The organism is Streptomyces shinuiensis, from assembly GCF_043660855.1.
Classification (GTDB): Bacteria; Actinomycetota; Actinomycetes; order Streptomycetales; family Streptomycetaceae; genus Streptomyces.
The window spans coordinates 1,450,181-1,468,715 of record NZ_JBIHML010000001.1 but is presented as its reverse complement, the minus strand read 5'-3'; the positions used below and the strand labels follow the sequence as shown (position 1 = coordinate 1,468,715).

11 protein-coding genes and 1 pseudogene are annotated in these 18,535 nt (G+C 73.1%); 9 read left to right on the top strand and 3 right to left on the bottom strand.

The window, feature by feature from the left end; genetic code table 11:
* The first annotated feature begins 8 nt into the window (after nt 1-8).
* From ACGRHY_RS06370 to ACGRHY_RS06345, 6 genes are all read left to right on the top strand, one after another.
* Nucleotides 9-2,156, top strand: a complete 2,148-nt coding sequence (locus ACGRHY_RS06370; protein ID WP_394634425.1) for a RelA/SpoT family protein — start codon at nt 9-11, stop codon at nt 2,154-2,156.
* Nucleotides 2,157-2,355: 199 nt separating this feature from the next.
* Nucleotides 2,356-3,855 (top strand): GTPase HflX, encoded by a 1,500-nt coding sequence (gene hflX / locus ACGRHY_RS06365; protein ID WP_394634424.1) that lies wholly within the window; start codon nt 2,356-2,358, stop codon nt 3,853-3,855.
* 233 nt (nt 3,856-4,088) lie between these two features.
* Entirely contained in the window at nt 4,089-4,505 is a 417-nt protein-coding gene (gene panD, locus ACGRHY_RS06360; RefSeq protein WP_394634423.1) for an aspartate 1-decarboxylase, read from the top strand.
* A 1,229-nt stretch (nt 4,506-5,734) separates the two neighbouring features.
* Nucleotides 5,735-7,687 (top strand): IucA/IucC family protein, encoded by a 1,953-nt coding sequence (locus ACGRHY_RS06355; protein ID WP_394634422.1) that lies wholly within the window; start codon nt 5,735-5,737, stop codon nt 7,685-7,687.
* Between the two features lie 20 nt (nt 7,688-7,707).
* Nucleotides 7,708-8,427, top strand: coding sequence for a GNAT family N-acetyltransferase (locus ACGRHY_RS06350; RefSeq protein WP_394634421.1), 720 nt, complete (start codon nt 7,708-7,710; stop codon nt 8,425-8,427).
* Between the two features lie 67 nt (nt 8,428-8,494).
* On the top strand, nt 8,495-10,570 hold the full coding sequence (locus ACGRHY_RS06345) for an ATP-dependent DNA helicase (protein ID WP_394634420.1): 2,076 nt from the start codon (nt 8,495-8,497) through the stop codon (nt 10,568-10,570).
* Nucleotides 10,571-10,727: 157 nt separating this feature from the next.
* Here ACGRHY_RS06345 and lexA read toward each other — a convergent pair.
* Nucleotides 10,728-11,405: pseudogene (lexA, locus tag ACGRHY_RS06340) on the bottom strand (transcriptional repressor LexA); the annotation flags it as partial.
* Nucleotides 11,406-11,941: 536 nt separating this feature from the next.
* On the opposite strand from lexA, the gene nrdR reads away from it, so the two are divergent.
* On the top strand, nt 11,942-12,583 hold the full coding sequence (gene nrdR, locus ACGRHY_RS06335; RefSeq protein ID WP_394634418.1) for a transcriptional regulator NrdR: 642 nt from the start codon (nt 11,942-11,944) through the stop codon (nt 12,581-12,583).
* Between the two features lie 113 nt (nt 12,584-12,696).
* Nucleotides 12,697-15,564, top strand: a complete 2,868-nt coding sequence (locus ACGRHY_RS06330; protein ID WP_394634417.1) for a vitamin B12-dependent ribonucleotide reductase — start codon at nt 12,697-12,699, stop codon at nt 15,562-15,564.
* A 115-nt stretch (nt 15,565-15,679) separates the two neighbouring features.
* Here ACGRHY_RS06330 and ACGRHY_RS06325 read toward each other — a convergent pair whose 3' ends face one another.
* Complete coding sequence (locus tag ACGRHY_RS06325) at nt 15,680-16,210, bottom strand: TerD family protein (protein WP_394634416.1); 531 nt, start codon at nt 16,208-16,210, stop codon at nt 15,680-15,682.
* Between the two features lie 144 nt (nt 16,211-16,354).
* Nucleotides 16,355-16,954, bottom strand: a complete 600-nt coding sequence (locus ACGRHY_RS06320) for a TetR/AcrR family transcriptional regulator (protein ID WP_394634415.1) — start codon at nt 16,952-16,954, stop codon at nt 16,355-16,357.
* 123 nt (nt 16,955-17,077) lie between these two features.
* Between ACGRHY_RS06320 and ACGRHY_RS06315 the strand changes: the two genes are divergently transcribed.
* Nucleotides 17,078-18,520 (top strand): amidase, encoded by a 1,443-nt coding sequence (locus ACGRHY_RS06315; RefSeq protein WP_394634414.1) that lies wholly within the window; start codon nt 17,078-17,080, stop codon nt 18,518-18,520.
* The last annotated feature ends 15 nt before the right edge of the window (nt 18,521-18,535 follow it).

The window sequence follows — 18,535 nt, the reverse complement described above, 5'->3', positions numbered from 1 at the left end:
GAGGTGCCATGAGCGCAGTACGGAGCCTTCGCAAGCTCGGTCGTGCGGCCCTCCTGGGCCCGTCGCCCCGCCACGCCCTCCCCGACGCCATCGAACACGTGGCCAAGGCGCACCGTGCCCACCATCCCGGCGCCGACCTCGACACCCTGCGCCGCGCCTACGTCCTGGCGGAGTCCTCGCACCGGGGGCAGACGCGCAAGAGCGGCGAGCCGTACATCACCCACCCGCTGGCCGTCACCCTGATCCTGGCCGAACTCGGCGCCGAGACCACGACCCTGACGGCCTCCCTGCTCCACGACACCGTCGAGGACACCGATGTGACGCTGGAACAGGTACGGGCGGAGTTCGGCGAGGAGGTGGGCTACCTCGTCGACGGCGTCACCAAACTGGAGAAGGTGGACTACGGCGCCGCCGCCGAGCCGGAGACCTTCCGCAAGATGCTGGTGGCCACCGGCAACGACGTTCGGGTGATGTCCATCAAGCTCGCCGACCGGCTGCACAACATGCGCACCCTGGGCGTGATGCGCCCCGAGAAGCAGGCGCGCATCGCCCGCGTCACCCGCGACGTGCTGATCCCGCTGGCCGAGCGGCTGGGCGTGCAGGCGCTCAAGACCGAGCTGGAGGACCTGGCCTTCGCCGTCCTCCACCCCGAGGAGTACGCCGGCACCCGGGAGCTGATCCGCGAGCACAACGCCGGTGCCGACCCGCTCGCCGAGATCACCGATTCGGTGCGGGCCGTACTGCGCGAGGCGGGCATCGCCGCCGAGGTCCTCATCCGGCCGCGGCACTTCCTCTCCGTCCACCGGGCCCGTGCCAAACGCGGTGAGCTGGGGCCCTGCGACTTCGGGCGGCTGCTGATCCTGGTCGCCGAGAACGCGGACTGCTACGCGGTCCTGGGGGAGTTGCACACCTGCTTCACGCCGATGATGTCGGAGTTCAAGGACTTCATCGCCGTGCCGAAGTTCAACCTGTACCAGTCGCTGCACACCGCGGTCGCCGACACCGGGGGGCGGGTGGCCGAGGTCCTGGTCCGTACCCGCCGGATGCACCGGGTCGCCGAGGCCGGGGTGATCGCCCTCGGCGACCCGCACCGGACCTCCGGCGCCTCCCCCGCCGACCCCAGCGGAGAGGTGGCCGCCGCGGACGACGGACGCGCCGACCCCACCCGTCCCGGCTGGCTGGAGCGGCTGCTGGAGTGGCAGAGCCACGCACCCGACCCGGACACCTTCTGGGCCGAACTGCGCGACGACCTCGCCCAGGACCGTGAGATCACCGTCTTCTGCACCGATCCGTCCGGCCCCGGCCGGACCGCCGCCCTCCACCTGCCCGCGGGCGCCACCTGCGTGGACGCGGCCTACGCCCGCTACGGCGCGGCCGGACACGCCCTGGTCGGCGCCCGGGTGGACGGAAGGCTCGCGGCACTGGGCACCGTGCTGAGCGACGGCGACTCGCTGCAGCTGCTGATGGCTCCCGAGGGCACGTCCGGCCCCTCCCCGCAGTGGCTGGAGCACGCCCGCACCCCCACCGCGCGGATCGCCATCCGCACCTGGATCGACGCCTGCGCGGGGGACGGCCAGCGGTCGGAGGGGGCGGGCGGGCAGGCCCGCACGGCCCGGACGCCCGCCCTCTCCGCTCCCGCCCTCTCCGCTCCCGCCCTCTCCGCTCCCGCGCCCGACGGCCCCGGCCGGTCCGCACAGCCCCGCGAGAGGCCCGCGGCCGTGGTCGGCCTGCCCGGCGCACCGGTGCGGCTGGCCCGCTGCTGCACGCCGGTGCCGCCCGACGCCGTGGTCGGCTTCGCGGTGCGCGGCGGCGCGGTGACCGCCCACCGGGAGGGCTGCCCCACCGTGGCCCGGATGACCGCCACCGGGCGCGAGACCGTGGCCGTGCGGTGGCAGGACTCCGGCGCGGGCTGCCGGGTGACGCTGCACGCCGAGTCGCTGAGCCGCCCGCACCTCCTCGCCGACCTGACCGAGGCCATCGCTGCGGAAGGGGCCGCCGTGGTCTCCGCCGAGGTGGAACCGCCCAGGGAGCACCGGGTGCGGCACACCTACACCCTGCGGCTGGAGGACGCCGGCGAGCTGCCCCGGCTGATGCGCGCCATGCGGGAGGTGCCCGGCGTCTACGACGTCGTCCGGGCCACCCGGCCCCAGCCCTGAGGAGCCCGCTCAGGGGAGCCCGGTGCCCCGGAAGGGGCGGGCTGCCGCGCAAACCAGGTGACGGCCGCGCCGCGCCGTGTCACCATCATCGTGTCCGGATACGGGCCGCGGCCCGCGTCCGTGCCCGTGCCGACGGGAATGTTCCGGGCACCGCGCACGTTGACCCGGATACCTTCGCTCCATCGACGTAAGGACTCACTTGACCTTCTCTTCCTCCCTTCCGCAGAACGGCCAGCGCCTCGCCGAGACGTACCGCCGAGCCGACGCCCTGATGGAGGAGGACGTCGCTTGGGGTCACGACATCGACGGCGAGCGCGACGGCGACCAGTACGACCGTTCCGAGCGTGCCGCCCTCCGCCGCATCGCGGGCCTCTCCACCGAACTCCAGGACGTCACAGAGGTCGAGTACCGGCAGCTGCGGCTGGAGCGCGTGGTGCTCGTGGGCGTGTGGACCTCCGGCACCGCGCAGGACGCCGAGAACTCCCTCGCCGAGCTCGCCGCCCTCGCCGAGACCGCGGGCGCGCTCGTCCTCGACGGTGTGATCCAGCGCCGCGACAAGCCGGACCCGGCCACCTACATCGGCTCGGGCAAGGCGCAGGAGCTGCGCGACATCGTGGTCGGGACGGCCGCCGACACCGTCGTGTGCGACGGTGAGCTCAGCCCCGGCCAGCTCATCCACCTCGAGGACGTCGTCAAGGTCAAGGTGGTGGACCGCACCGCCCTGATCCTCGACATCTTCGCCCAGCACGCCAAGTCCCGCGAGGGCAAGGCGCAGGTCTCGCTCGCGCAGATGCAGTACATGCTGCCCAGGCTGCGCGGCTGGGGCCAGTCGCTGTCCCGGCAGATGGGCGGTGGCGGCTCCGGATCCTCAGGCGGAGGCATGGCCACCCGAGGCCCCGGTGAGACCAAGATCGAGACGGACCGGCGGCGGATCCGCGAGAAGATGGCGAAGATGCGCCGGGAGATCGCGGAGATGAAGACCGGCCGCGACGTCAAGCGGCAGGAGCGGCGCCGCAACAAGGTGCCCTCGGTCGCCATCGCCGGGTACACCAACGCGGGCAAGTCCTCGCTGCTCAACCGGCTCACGGGCGCGGGCGTGCTGGTGGAGAACGCGCTGTTCGCCACCCTCGACCCGACCGTGCGCCGTGCCGAGACCCCCAGCGGGCGCGCGTACACACTGGCCGACACCGTCGGCTTCGTACGCCATCTGCCGCACCACCTCGTCGAGGCGTTCCGCTCCACGATGGAGGAGGTCGGCGACGCCGACCTGATCCTCCACGTGGTCGACGGCTCGCACCCGGCGCCGGAGGAGCAGCTCGCCGCCGTGCGCGAGGTGATCCGGGACGTCGGCGCGGTGGACGTCCCCGAGATCGTGGTGGTCAACAAGGCGGACGCGGCCGATCCGCTGACCCTGGCGCGGCTGCTGCGCGCCGAGAAGCACGCCCTCGCCGTCTCCGCCCGCACCGGGCAGGGCATCGACGAGCTGCTGGAGCTGATCGACCGGGAACTGCCGCGCCCGGCCGTGGAACTGACGGTGCTGGTGCCCTACACCCGCGGCGACCTGGTCTCCCGGGTCCACGCCGACGGGGAGGTCCTCTCCGAGGAGCACACCGAGGGCGGCACGCTGCTCGCGGCCCGTGTCCACGAGGAACTGGCCGCCGAACTCAGGGCGTACGTCACGGCGGGCACGGGAGCCTGACCTCCATCGCCGCACGCGCGTCCCGGCAGCGCGCACCGGGCCCGTCCCCCGGCCGGGGGACGGGCCCGCAGCCGTAGCGGGGAGAGGCGGTCGGCGCCGCCCGGCTTCCTCCCGCCGACCGTGATCCGGGTCACGCTCCACCGGGCGGCCGGGGGCGCGGCCGTACGATGGGCGGGACGGCGCGCATCCCGTCAGGGGAGCGCGACCCTACCCACCTTCGAGGAGTCGGCACCGTGCAGCGCACCATGTTCAAGTCGAAGATCCACCGTGCCACGGTCACCGAGGCGGATCTCCACTACGTGGGGTCCGTCACGATCGACGCGGACCTGATGGAGGCCGCCGACCTGTTGCCCGGAGAGCTGGTCCACATCGTCGACATCACCAACGGTGCCCGCCTGGAGACGTACGTGATCGAGGGACGGCGCGGCTCCGGGGTGATCGGGATCAACGGCGCGGCCGCGCATCTGGTCCACCCCGGGGACCTGGTGATCCTCATCAGCTACGCGCAGATGGACGACGCCGAGGCCCGCTCCCACCGGCCCGCGGTGGTGCACGTCGACGCGGACAACCGCATCGTGGAGCTGGGCAGCGACCCGTCCGAGCCGGTGCCCGGCAGCGACACGGTGCGTAGCCCGATGGCCGTGGTCTGACCGTCCGGCGCGCCGCTCCCACCTCCGCCCGCGCGGCCGAGGGCTTGCCGAAGTCGACCGGTACGGCGGTGCCGACGGTCTCCTCCAGCGACTTGCCGCCCCTGTCCTCGGCCTCCACCCGCAGCACGGCGAAGTCCTGCGAGGCGCCCAGACCGCCGGTCTCGGATCCGTTGGAGATCCAGTGCTCGGTCGTCTGTGCCCAGGTCGCCCAGAACACGCCGTGCGGCGCGACCCCGGTGGAGGACGCCTGCTCCAGCCGGGAGGCGCTCGGCGCCGAGTCGTTGTGGGCGGGCACGAAGACGACGTTGCGGAACCAGCCGCCGTCGGAGCCCGCGTGCACGCGGTGCCCGGCGGTGGCCACCAGATTGGACTTCCCCGGGCTGCGGGGGTCCTCGACGACGGTGCCGGAGCAGACCGTGGGGCCCTTGAGGTGTCCATGAATACCTTGCCCACCGGCCGGGGCGTTCTTCCGGTACGGCGTCGTGACCGGCCGGGCCTTCCTCGGCGCGGGGCCGGGGCCGGTGACGCCCTCGTCCCCTTCACCGCCCGTGCCGCCGCCGGTGCTCCCGTCGTCGACGTGGGAGTCGACTCTGCGGTCGTTCTCCTCGGCGCCCTTCATCCGGTCCGGATCCCACAGGCCCTCGATGATCGGGTTGACAGAAGTCCCCGGCCTTGCGCAGCCGGTCGTCCTTGTCCCGGTTCCGCCACGCACCGTTCCTCCACTTCTCGGGGTCGAAGTCCTCGAGGGCCGCGGGCAGTTCCTTCGGCAGACGCAGGCCGTCGATGCCGGGCCCGCCCTTCCCGACCTTCCCGCCCTCCCCGTCCGGTGCGGTGGCTCCGGGAGTGGCCTGAGTACCGGTCGTCCGCCGGGCCGCACGCGGTGGCGGTGGCGGCCAGGGCCGCGGCGATCGCCGCGGCGGCCGGCGCGGACCGCCTACTGCTCGTAGCTGACATGGACTGAGAATCCCCCTGAACGGAACGCTGCACCCGCCGGCCTGCCATGAACCTCGCCGGGCGAGGCGGGTCCCACCGTGCCGGTGTTCGGGGGACGGCGGGTCCGCGGTTCCGGCCCGCCCGGGAGGCGACGATCTCGCCCCGAGCCGTGATCCGGCGGGGGCGCCGTCGTTGGTACGGGCGGAGACGCGGCGCCGCTCGTACCAACGACGCCGTGCCGCGGGAACCGGACGACCACGCACCGGTGCGGTGCCCTCACCCTCAGGGAGACTTCCGTGAACGCATGTCCCGCCCCGGACGGGATGACGACGCAGGAGGCGGCGGACCCGGTGGGAGGGCGGCCCGCCGTACCCGCCGTACCGGCGGAGCCCGGCGTACCCCGGCAGCCGTGCCGTGCCGTGCCGCCGGCGAACACCGGTGAGCGGGGGGCGGGCGACCCGCTGGAGCACCCCGCTCCGGTCGCGGCCGCCGACGCGGCGGCCGCCGAGAACCTGCTGCGCTGCTGGGTGCGGGAGAACGGCCTGCCCCGGCCCGGCGGCCCCGAAGGCGGGACCGTTCTCCGCGTCGCCCTCGCCTCCTGCGGCCTGGCGCTGCGGGTGCCGGTCCGCCACTGGTCCGCCACCGGCTGGCACCGCTTCGGCCCGCCGGCCCTGGAGGGCGCCGCGCCCGGCGCCGCCCCCGTCGACGCGGTGACGCTGGCCGCCCTGCTGGCGCGGGAGGCCGCGCACCGCGGCCCCGCGGCCTCAAGACCCGTCGCGGGAGAGGGCGCGGAGCTGGTCGGCCGGGTCGCCGACTCCGTACGCCGTACCGCCGTCTTCCTCGCCGACCGCCGCGCCCGCCCCGAGACGCCGTCCACGGCCGACCCGTTCCTGGACGGCGAGCAGTCCCTGATCCTCGGGCACCCGCTGCACCCGGTGCCCAAGAGCCGCGAAGGGATCACCGACGCGGAGGCGCGCGACTGGTCCCCGGAGCTGCGCGGATCCTTCCCCCTGCACTGGATGGCCGTCGACCGCTGCGTCCTGGCCTCCGACTCCGCCTGGACCGACCGCGGCCGGAACGTGCCCGCCGAACGGATCGCCGTCGAGCTGGCCGGGCCCGGGCTTCGCCTGCCCGAGGGGACGGTCCCCCTTCCGCTGCACCCCTGGCAGGCCCGCGAGATCCGGCACCGCCCCGCCGTCGCGGCGCTGCTGGAGGCCGGTCTGCTGCACGACCTCGGCCCGCACGGCGACTCCTGGCACCCGACCTCCTCCGTGCGCACCGTCCACCGGCCGGGTGTGCCCGCCATGCTCAAGCTCTCGCTGGGCCTGCGGATCACCAACTCCCGCCGGGAGAACCTCCGCAAGGAGCTGCACCGCGCAGTGGAGGTGCACCGGCTGCTGCGCACCGGCCTGGGCGCGCGCTGGCGGGCCGCCTTCCCCGGCCGCCCCGGCTTCGACATCGTGCGCGATCCCGCCTGGCTCGCCGTCGACGACGGCGGCGGGAAGCCGGTGGCCGGGCTGGACACCGTCATCCGGCACAACCCCTTCGGGCCCGGCGACGACGCCGTGTGCCTGGCCGGGCTGACTTCCCCCCGGCCCTGGCCCGGCGGTCCCCGCGGCGTGCTCCGCTCCCGGCTGACCGACGCCGTCACCCGGCTCGCGGCGCGTACGGGACGGCCGGTGGCCACCGTCGCCGCCGAGTGGTTCCTGCGCTACCTCCACACCGTCGTGCGCCCCGTGCTGTGGCTGGACGCCGAGGCGGGCGTCGCCCTGGAGGCGCACCAGCAGAACACCGTGGTCCTGCTCGACGGCGACGGCTGGCCGGTGGGCGGCCGCTACCGCGACAACCAGGGCTACTACTTCCGCGAGTCCCACCGCGAGGCGCTCCGGCGGCGCCTGCCGGGCATCGGTGCCCACAGCGACACCTTCGTCGCCGACGAGGTCGCCGACGAGCGCTTCGCCTACTACCTGGGCGTCAACAACGTGCTCGGCCTGATCGGAGCGTTCGGCTCCCAGGGCCTGGCCGATGAGGGGCTGCTGCTCGCCGCGCTGCGCCGCTTCCTCACCGACGCCGACCGCCCCGGCGACGGTGCCGGCAGATCACCGCTGCCGGCCCTGCTGCTGCACTCCCCGGTCCTGCGGTGCAAGGCCAACCTCCTCACCCGGCTGCACGGACTGGACGAGCTGACCGGGCCGGTGGACACCCAGTCCGTCTACGTCACCGTCACCAACCCGCTGGTGAAGCCCTGAACCACACAGGAGGCACCGCCATGACCACAGGTGTTCCACCGGCCTGCCCCGCACCCGCTGCCGCGCGCGTCCCGTCGGCCGCCGGCACCGACGACACCCTCGACCCCCAACCGCCCGCCGGTCCGCCCGCCGTGCCGTACGGCGCCGCACCGGAGCCCGCTTCGCGGCCGGACCTGCTGGACACCGTCGCCGGCTGGGGGCCGGTCACCACGGCCGCCGGAGTCTTCCGGCTCGTCCCCGTCCGTCCCGAGCGCGATCTGCGGCTGATCACCGCCTGGATGAACGACCCCGCGGTGGCGGCCTTCTGGCACCTTGCCGGCCCTGCCGGTGCCACCGCCGCGCATCTGCGCGCCCAGGTCGACGGCGACGGACGCAGCGTGCCCTGCCTGGGGGTGCTCTCCGGCGTCCCCATGAGCTACTGGGAGGTCTACCGCGCCGATCTCGACCCGCTCGCCCGGTACCACCCGGTGCGTCCGCACGACACCGGGCTGCACCTGCTGATCGGCGGCGCGGCGGACCGGGGGCGCGGGGTCGGCACGGTGCTGCTGCGGGCGGTCTCGGACCTCGTCCTGGACCGGCGGCCGATGTGCGGCCGCGTCATCGCCGAGCCCGACCTCCGCAACGTCCCCTCCGTCGCGGCCTTCCTGCGGGCGGGTTTCCGGCTGGCCGCGGAGGCCGACCTCCCGGGCAAACGGGCCGCCGTGGTGGTCCGCGACCGGGCGCTGCGCCACGCCCTGTGACTCCCCGGGTGGGCCGTGGGCCGTACCGGGCACGGCTGTCGGCGGCACCGCGTAAGGTGACGGTCCTATGACCAAGCCCGCCCTCACCGACCTCCTCCACGCCGCGGTCACCGCCGTCGGAGGCACCGAGCGACCCGGCCAGGTCGCCATGGCCGAAGCCGTGGCCGAGGCCATCGACAGCAACGTCCACCTGCTGGTCCAGGCGGGCACCGGGACCGGCAAGTCGCTGGGCTACCTGGTGCCCGCCCTGGCGCACGGCGAGCGCACGGTCATCGCGACCGCGACGCTCGCCCTGCAGCGGCAGTTGGTCGAGCGCGACCTGCCGCGCACGGTCGAGGCGCTCCATCCGCTGCTGCGCCGCCGTCCCGAGTACGCCATGCTCAAGGGACGCTCCAACTACCTGTGTCTGCACCGCCTCCACGAGGGGGTGCCGCAGGACGACGAGGAAGGCCTGTTCGACCCTTTCGAGGCCGCGGCCCCCACCAGCCGGCTGGGCAAGGACCTGCTGCGGCTGCGGGACTGGGCGGACGAGACCGAGACCGGTGACCGCGACGCCCTCACCCCGGGCGTCTCCGACCGGGCCTGGTCCCAGGTGTCGGTCTCCTCCCGGGAGTGCCTGGGCGCCACCCGCTGCGCCTACGGGGCTGAGTGCTTCGCGGAGGCGGCGCGCGAGCGGGCCAAGCTCGCCGAGGTGATCGTCACCAATCACGCGCTGCTGGCCATCGACGCCATCGAGGGCGCGCCGGTACTCCCCGGTCATGAGGTCCTGATCGTCGACGAGGCGCACGAACTGGTCTCCCGGGTCACCGGGGTGGCCACCGGCGAACTGACGCCGGGCGGGGTCAACCGAGCGGTGCGCCGTGCGGCCAAGCTGGTCGACGAGAAGGACGCCGACCGGCTCCAGACGGCCGCGGAGGGCTTCGAGCGGCTGATGGAGCTGGCGCTGCCGGGCCGGCTGGAGGAGGTCCCCGAGGACCTCGGTTACGCCCTGACGGCGCTGCGGGACGCGGCCCGCGCGGTCATCACCGCGCTGGGCAACACCCGCGACCGGTCCGTCCAGGACGAGGACGCCGTCCGACGCCAGGCCCTGGCCTCGGTGGAGAACGTCCACGCGGTCGCCGAGCGCATCGTGCAGGGTTCGGAGTACTCGAAGCACGATGTCTTCTGGTACGAGCGCCACGACCGCTACGGTGCCTCCCTGCGGGTCGCCCCGCTGGCGGTCTCCGGGCTGCTGCGGGAGAAGCTGTTCGAGGACCGGTCGGTGGTCCTGGCCTCCGCCACGCTCAAGCTCGGCGGGGACTTCGACGGGGTGGGCGCCTCTCTGGGGCTGAGTTCCGAGGGGCGGATCACGGAGGCCGGTGGCGCGGCCGAGCACCCCGGGGCCGCCGGGGAAGCCGGGAGCGCAGGCGCCGCCGACGGGGACGGCGGGGACGGCGCGGCGGAGGCGGAGGCCGAGGTTCCGCAATGGCGGGGGCTGGACGTCGGCTCGCCCTTCGACTACCGCAGGCAGGGCATCCTCTATGTCGCCCAGCATTTGTCACCGCCCGGCCGGGAGGGCAGCCGCGGCGACATGCTGGACGAGCTGACCGAGCTGGTCCAGGCGGCCGGGGGGCGCACCCTCGGGCTGTTCTCCTCGATGCGGGCCGCCCAGGCGGCGGCCGAGGAGCTGCGCGGGCGGCTGGACGTACCCGTACTGCTGCAGGGCGAGGAGACCCTGGGCGAGCTGATCCGGCGCTTCGCCGCGGACGCCGAGACCTGTCTGTTCGGGACGCTGTCGCTGTGGCAGGGCGTGGACGTGCCGGGCCCGAACTGCCAGCTGGTGGTGATGGACCGCGTCCCGTTCCCGCGCCCCGACGATCCGCTGATGAGTGCCCGGCAGAAGGCGGTGGAGGAGACGGGCGGCAACGGCTTCATGGCCGTGGCGGCCACCCACGCCGCGCTGCTGATGGCGCAGGGTGCGGGCCGTCTGGTGCGGGCGACGGGGGACCGGGGCGTGGTCGCGGTGCTGGACCCGCGGCTGGCCAGGGCTCGCTACGGGAGCTTTCTGCGGGCCTCGATGCCCGACTTCTGGTACACCACCGACCGCAACCAGGTGCGCCGTTCACTGGCGGCCATCGACGCCGCGGCCAGGGACGGCGTGTAGGAGGCCGGGCGGGGGCGGGCAGGGCGGAAGAGCCTGGCGGGGCCCGGAGCCTTGGGCCCGCCGGAGTACGGGGACGAGCTGGGCCCCGGGACCGGCGCAGTGGCCCCGGGGCGGTCTGTTCCGGCCGTCGTGCGGCCGATGTCGTGCGGCCGGGGCGTCAGACGCGCCGCAGCACCGCGACCACCTTGCCGAGGATGGTGGCCTCGTCGCCGGGGATCGGCTGGTAGGCGGCGTTGTGGGGGATCAGCCACACATGCCCGTCCTCGCGCTTGAAGCGCTTGACGGTCGCCTCGCCGTCCAGCATGGCGGCGACGATGTCGCCGTTCTCGGCGACCGGCTGGCGGCGGACCGTGACCCAGTCGCCGTCGCAGATCGCCGCGTCGACCATGGAGTCGCCGATGACCTTGAGCACGAACAACTCGCCGTCGCCGACGAGCTGGCGGGGCAGCGGAAAGACGTCTTCCACCGACTCCTCGGCGAGGATCGGACCTCCGGCCGCGATCCGGCCGACCAGGGGGACGTAGGAGGCGGCGGGCTTGCCGGTGGTGTCGGTGGTCTGGCTGGTGGGCGCGTCCGAGGCGCGCACCTCGTAGGCGCGGGGGCGGTGCGGGTCGCGCCGCAGGAAGCCCTTGCGCTCCAGCGCCATCAGCTGGTGGGCCACGGAGGAGGTGGAGGACAGGCCGACGGCCTGGCCGATCTCCCGCATCGACGGCGGGTAGCCGCGGCGCTGCACCGAGTCGCGGATCACCTCGATCACCCGGCGCTGCCGGTCCGTCAGCCCTGAGCTGTCGGCGCGGATGCCCGGCGGACGGCCGGGAAGCGAGCGGGTGGGCCTGGGAGCCTCCGCGCCGCCGACCGCGCCGTCGGACGCGCCGGGGGCGGCGTTTGCCTCCTGCACATGATCGGCCCGGCCCCGGGAACGGTCCCGTGCGGTGATGGTGGCGCTCTCTGCGGTTGTGGTCACGTCGGCCCCTCTCAAGCGGTTCTCCCTGGTTGGACAACGGTATGTGCTTTCGAAAGGTTGCGCCAAACACACGTTCGAGTGAAATTTCGCAGATTGGCTGACGTGATCGATGAGGGCGGTGTACGGGCTGCGGATCGCCTCCGATCGCTACGGTAGCCTCTCGTACGTTTGCCGTTCCGGCGTTTCCGACACGCATGGTGCGTTCGTCGAGTAGCCACCAGATGTAGTGGTTAGATGTTCGGTGGCTACCCAGAAGTTGTGGTCCCCCGGTCCTGAAGGGCGGCGGACATCACCTATGCTGGTGGCCGCTTCCGAGGCCCGCCCGCCGGGTACTCGAATGCGTGTCCAATGCTGTTCTGCTGCGCCGCTCATGCTGCGCCACCGAGGGTGAAGGAGGGTGGGAAGCGATGCACTGCCCCTTCTGCCGGCACCCCGACAGCCGCGTCGTCGACAGTCGCACCACCGACGACGGCACCGCGATCCGCCGACGCCGCCAGTGTCCGCACTGCTCCCGCCGATTCACGACGGTGGAGAACGCGTCGTTGATGGTCATCAAGCGGAGCGGGGTCACCGAGCCCTTCAGCCGGGACAAGGTGATCGCCGGGGTGCGCAAGGCGTGCCAGGGACGCCCGGTCACCGAGGACGCGCTCGCCAAGCTGGGCCAGCGGGTCGAGGAGGCGGTACGCGCCACCGGGAGCGCCGAGCTGTCCACGCACGACGTCGGGCTGGCCATACTCGGTCCGCTGCGCGAGCTGGACCTCGTGGCGTATCTGCGCTTCGCCTCCGTCTACCAGGCGTTCGACTCGCTGGAGGACTTCGAGGCCGCGATCGCCGAGCTGCGCGGGGAGCGGGCCTCCGCCGACAGCGTCGCCCCCGGCGACCGCGCCGGTGGGGGCGACGCGGCTCCGGGCGGAGCCACGGCCGCGGGGGCCGGAAGCCGCGGCGGAGCCGGGGATGCCGGAGACGGACGTGACGGCGGGGGCGGACGTGACGGCGGGGGCGGCGAAAGCCCGGCCGCCCCGTCCGCACCACTGGCCGCCGGGAACTGAGCGGCCCCGCACGGACCGGACCGGAGCGCGTCGCGCTCCGGCCATCGAAACGAACACCACACCCCGGGAAGTGCGGGGTGTGTCAGGGCGTTATGCCTGTACAGGGAGGCGGAATGACAGAGACGACGAGCGACCCGGCACGAGGGGCCCGGTCCAAGGGGACCAAGGCCGCCAAGGGTCTGCGGATCGAGCGCATCCACACCACCCCCGGGGTGCACCCGTACGACGAGGTGGTCTGGGAGCGCCGGGACGTCGTCATGACCAACTGGCGCGACGGCTCGGTCAACTTCGAGCAGCGCGGCGTGGAGTTCCCCGACTTCTGGTCGGTGAACGCGGTCAACATCGTCACCAGCAAGTACTTCCGCGGCGCCGTCGGCACCCCTCAGCGCGAGACCAGCCTCAGGCAGCTCATCGACCGCGTGGTGAAGACCTACCGCGCCGCCGGTGAGAAGCACGGCTACTTCGCCTCCCCCGCCGACGCCGAGATCTTCGAGCACGAGCTGGCCCACGCCGTGCTCCACCAGGTGTTCTCGTTCAACTCCCCGGTGTGGTTCAACGTCGGCACCACCCAGCCCCAGCAGGTCTCCGCCTGTTTCATCCTCTCCGTCGACGACTCCATGGAGTCGATCCTGGAGTGGTACAAGGAAGAGGGGATGATCTTCAAGGGCGGTTCCGGCGCGGGCCTGAACCTCTCGCGCATCCGCTCCTCCAAGGAACTGCTCTCCTCCGGCGGCAACGCGTCGGGCCCGGTCTCCTTCATGCGCGGTGCCGACGCCTCCGCCGGGACGATCAAGTCCGGCGGCGCCACCCGCCGCGCGGCCAAGATGGTCGTCCTGGACGTGGACCACCCCGACGTCGAGGCGTTCATCGAGACCAAGGTCAAGGAGGAGGAGAAGATCCGCGCCCTGCGCGACGCGGGCTTCGACATGGACCTGGGCGGCGACGACATCACCTCCGTCCAGTACCAGAACGCCAACAACTCCGTCCGCGTCAACGACGCCTTCATGAAGGCCGTCGAGACCGGGTCGAAGTTCGGCCTGCGCGGCCGGATGACCGGCGAGACCATCGAGGAGGTCGACGCCAAGGCGCTGTTCCGCAAGATGGCCGAGGCCGCCTGGGCCTGCGCCGATCCCGGCATCCAGTACGACGACACCATCAACCACTGGCACACCTCGCCGGAGAGCGGCCGCATCACCGCCTCCAACCCGTGCAGCGAGTACATGCACCTGGACAACTCCTCGTGCAACCTGGCCTCGCTGAACCTGATGAAATTCCTGCGCGACGACGACGCCGGCAACCAGTCCTTCGACGCCGAGCGCTTCGCGAAGATCGTCGAGCTGGTCATCACCGCGATGGACATCTCCATCTGCTTCGCCGACTTCCCCACCGAGAAGATCGGCGAGACCACCCGCGCCTTCCGCCAGCTGGGCATCGGCTACGCCAACCTCGGCGCCCTGCTGATGGCCACCGGCCACGCCTACGACTCCGACGGCGGCCGTGCGCTGGCCGGTGCGATCACCTCCCTGATGACCGGCACGTCCTACCGCCGCTCCGCCGAACTGGCCTCGATCGTCGGCCCGTACGAGGGCTACGCCCGCAACGCCGACGCCCACCAGCGCGTCATGAGGCAGCACGCCGACGCCAACACCGACGCCAAGCGCATGGACGACCTGGACACCCCGGTGTGGGCCGCGGCCACCGAGGCGTGGCAGGACGTGCTCCGGCTGGGCAAGAAGAACGGATTCCGCAACGCCCAGGCGTCCGTGCTGGCGCCCACCGGCACCATCGGCCTGATGATGGACTGCGACACCACCGGCATCGAACCCGACCTGGCCCTGGTCAAGTTCAAGAAGCTGGTCGGCGGCGGCTCGATGCAGATCGTCAACAACACCGTGCCCAAGGCGCTCAAGCGGCTCGGCTACCAGCCCGAGCAGGTCGAGGCGATCGTCGAGCACATCGCCGAGCACGGCAACGTCATCGATGCTCCGGGGCTGCGCCCCGAGCACTACGAGGTCTTCGACTGTGCCATGGGCGAGCGCTCCATCTCCCCGATGGGGCACGTGCGGATGATGGCCGCCGCCCAGCCGTTCCTGTCCGGTGCGATCTCCAAGACGGTCAACATGCCGGAGTCGGCCACCGTCGAGGAGGTCGAGGAGATCTACTTCGAGGGCTGGAAGCTCGGCCTGAAGGCGCTGGCGATCTACCGCGACAACTGCAAGGTCGGCCAGCCGCTCTCCGCCAAGAAGAAGGAGGGGAAGAGCGAGGCACAGCCCGAGGCCGAGAAGGTCGTCGAGTACCGTCCGGTGCGCAAGCGCCTCCCCAAGGGCCGGCCCGGTATCACCACCTCCTTCACCGTCGGCGGCGCCGAGGGCTACATGACCGCCAACTCCTACCCGGACGACGGCCTGGGCGAGGTCTTCCTGAAGATGTCCAAGCAGGGTTCGACCCTCGCGGGCATGATGGACGCCTTCTCGATCGCCGTCTCGGTGGGCCTGCAGTACGGCGTGCCTCTGGAGACCTACGTCTCGAAGTTCACCAACATGCGCTTCGAGCCGGCCGGCATGACCGACGACCCGGACGTGCGGATGGCGCAGTCGATCGTCGACTACATCTTCCGCCGTCTGGCGCTGGACTTCCTGCCCTTCGAGACCCGTTCGGCCCTCGGCATCCACTCCGCCGAGGAGCGCCAGCGCCACCTGGAGACCGGTTCCTACGAGCCCGCCGACGACGAGCTGGACGTCGAGAGCCTGGCACAGTCGGCCCCGCGCCGGACGGAGCCGCCCCAGGCGGTGAGCAGCACCTCCGAGCCGCAGGCTCCGGTCCCGGCGCCGAAGGAGGCGCACAGCTCCACCGAACTGGTGGAGATGCAGCTCGGCCTCAACGCCGACGCGCCGCTGTGCTTCTCCTGCGGCACCAAGATGCGCCGCGCGGGCAGCTGCTACCTGTGTGAGGGCTGCGGCTCCACCAGCGGCTGCAGCTGACCTGCGGTGCGGCGGCGGGCTCCCCCGCCGCCGCACCGCGGGACTGCCGGAGGGCACCGACCGAAGCGGACGGCGCCCTCCGCGCCGTCCGGTGCCTCCTGCGGCGGCCGGGGCGTCAGACGGGAGCGCCGCCCATGAGGCGTGTGAAGGACTCCGGGTCGGCGTCGAACCCGCGCAGGTGCTCGCGGAACTCCCAGGCGCCCGTGCCGTTGCGGGTGAACTCCGCGACGGTGGCGGCCGTCGCCCCGGACACGCCGGAGAAGTCGTGCTCGGCCAGCTCGACGTATCCTTCCCTGATCCGCACACCGGTGCGCGCTATGTCGCCGAACGCCCGGCGTCCGCTGTGCTGCTGGACCGCCACGCCCACGACCACCCGGGCGTAGGAGGAGGCCAGCCGGCCGAGCTCCAGTGTCATGACCTCGTCGTAGCCGAGACCCAGACCGGTCCGGCTGTCCCTGCTGAGGCTGATGGTGCCGTCGGGCGAGCGGCTGTCGAAGTGCACGACGTACGCGGGCTCGCCGTGCGGGTCGTCCGCGGTGTAGGTCGCGGCGATGATGTCGAGGTCGTGGGGTGAGGACTCGGAGGGGCTGGGGTCCCACCTGACCGCCACCTCGACCTTATCCACCCCCTTGTTGGGACTGCTCACCAGGCTCCCCTTCCTAGGAACTGAGCTGCTGCGGGACGCGGCCGCCCCCGGCCCGGGGGCCGACGCGGTGCGGCCGCCATGACAGCACATCAACTCTCCTTGCTACCAGGCGGTTTGTCCACGGGCCGGGCGCCGTGGACCGGGTCATGCGGGAGGAGCGCCCGGCGGGCACAGGCTGCTGAGCCGGTCATCGAGGATCTCCGACGCGGCCTCGGAGGAGAGCCGTCCGAGCAGCACGTGGACGGTCAGGCCGTCGGCTAGGGCGAGGAGGGCGTCGGCCTCGCGCTCCGGCCGGCGGCAGGGCGGCTGTGCGGCCTCGTCGATCAGCCGTGCCAGCAGGCCGCGCAGTTCGGAGTAGGCGCCGCGTACGACCTCCGCCAGCGCGGGGTTCACGGCGGCCCGTGCCACGAAGGCGAGCCAGACCCGGGCCTCCGCGCGGTGCTCCTCGGCCGACAGCGAGACCTCGGTCAGGGTGTGGCCGAGTGCGGCCCGTGCCGACCGGCCCGTAGGCGGGGCGGGCCGGTCGCGTACGCGACCGGTGAGTCGTTCGCCCACGTGGGCCAGGGCGAAGACGAGCATCTCCTCCTTGGTGCGGAAGCAGCGCTGGACGGCGCCCATGGAGACCCCGGCGCACGACGCCACGTCGCGCAGGGTGACGCCCTCCAGGCCTCGCTCGTCGGCGAGCCGGCAGACGGCGTCGGCGATCAGCCGGCGCCGTCCGTCGTGGTCGGTGTGCCGGGGCATGCCCCACCTCGCCTTCCGGATATTCCGATGCGCTTGCATCGACGCCAGGGTATCTTTCCGATGCGATCGCATCGGTACGGGAGCGCAGGCGGAAGCGGGACCTTTGGAGAGGGGTGGCCGACGGTGAACGACGGCAGCGGCGGCGGAGCGGACGACGACCTGTGGCGGTGGGACGCCGGTTCGATCGCGCGAGCCGTCCGGGCGGGCGAGGTGAGCGCGCTCGAGGTGGTCGACAGCCATCTGGAGCGGATCGCGGCAGTCGGTCCCGCGCTCAACGCGGTGACGCGACTGCTCGCCGGCACCGCCCGGGCCCGGGCGGCCGAAACCGACCGCCGCCGTGCGGCCGGGGAGGACCCGGGCCCGCTGGCCGGAGTGCCGTTCACCGTGAAGGAGAACATCGCGGTCGGCGGGGTGCCCACCACCCACGGCAGCCGGTCTTTCCGGGACGCCGTGTCACCCTCCGACGCCCCGCCGGTGGCCCGGCTCCGCGCGGCCGGTGCCATACCGATCGGGCACACCAACATGCCCACCCTCGCCCTCGCCGGGATGCACACCCGCAGTGAACTCTTCGGTGACACGGCCAACCCCTGGAGCGCCCGCGTCACCCCCGGCGGCAGCAGCGGTGGTGACGGAGCGGCCGTGGCCGCCGGGCTGGTGCCGCTGGGGCTGGGCAACGACTCCGGGGGATCGGTGCGTATTCCCGCCGCCTTCTGCGGAGTGGCCGGTCTCAAGCCCACCGAGGGGCGCTTCCCCGCCGACCACCGCATCGGCGCGGACGACCCGCCGCTGTCGGCACAGACCATCCCGGTGGACGGTCCCCTGGCACGCACGGTCGGCGACCTGCGGACCACGTTCGAGGCGCTGGCGGGCCCGGGCCCCGACCCACGCGATCCGCGTGCCGTTCCGGTGCCGCTGGAACAGCCGGGTTCGAAGAGGCCGTTGAAGGTGGCGGTGGTCGCCGACCCGGGCGGCCGGGGGGTGCATCCCCTGGTGCGGCGGGCGGTGGACACCGCGGCCTCGTGCCTGGCGGACGCCGGGTACGCCGTGACGGAGGTCCCGGACGTACCGGCGCACGACGAGGCGCTGGAGGCGTACGGTCGGATGATCATGACAGAGTTCGTCCCGACCTGGCCCGCGGTCAGCGGGATCCTCGGCCCGGGCGGACACCGCTACATCGAGATGTCGATGGCGGCCACTCCACCGGTGGACCTGCCGGAGTACCTGCGACTGACCGGAGTACGGCTGGCGGTACGGCGGGCCTGGGCGGGGTTCCTCGCCGAATACCCGTTGCTGCTCGGGCCGGTGTTCACCCTGCCGCCGGTGGAGCCCGGACTGGAGTCCCGCGACGAGGAGGGCCACCGGGCCGTCACCGAGGCGATGCGGCTGTGCACTGTCACCAGCTTCGCCGGGCTGCCCGCCGTGGCCGTGCCCGGCGGGGTGTGGGGTGGCCTGCCGCAGGGCGTGCAGATCGTCGGACGGGCCTTCCGTGAGGACCAGTGCCTGGCGGCCGCGGAGACGGTCGAACGCGGAGTCGGGGTCCTCACGCCCGTCGACCTCCGCCCGTGACAAGCCGTGCGATCA

Excerpts from the sequence above, each read along its gene's own strand:
- ACGRHY_RS06370 (WP_394634425.1), top strand. The coding sequence starts at position 9 with ATGAGCGCAGTACGGAGCCTTCGCAAGCTCGGTCGTGCGGCCCTCCTG.
- ACGRHY_RS06350 (WP_394634421.1), top strand. The coding sequence starts at position 7,708 with ATGACCACAGGTGTTCCACCGGCCTGCCCCGCACCCGCTGCCGCGCGC.
- ACGRHY_RS06345 (WP_394634420.1), top strand. The coding sequence starts at position 8,495 with ATGACCAAGCCCGCCCTCACCGACCTCCTCCACGCCGCGGTCACCGCC.
- nrdR (WP_394634418.1), top strand. The coding sequence starts at position 11,942 with ATGCACTGCCCCTTCTGCCGGCACCCCGACAGCCGCGTCGTCGACAGT.
- ACGRHY_RS06330 (WP_394634417.1), top strand. The coding sequence starts at position 12,697 with ATGACAGAGACGACGAGCGACCCGGCACGAGGGGCCCGGTCCAAGGGG.
- ACGRHY_RS06320 (WP_394634415.1), bottom strand. The coding sequence starts at position 16,954 with ATGCCCCGGCACACCGACCACGACGGACGGCGCCGGCTGATCGCCGAC.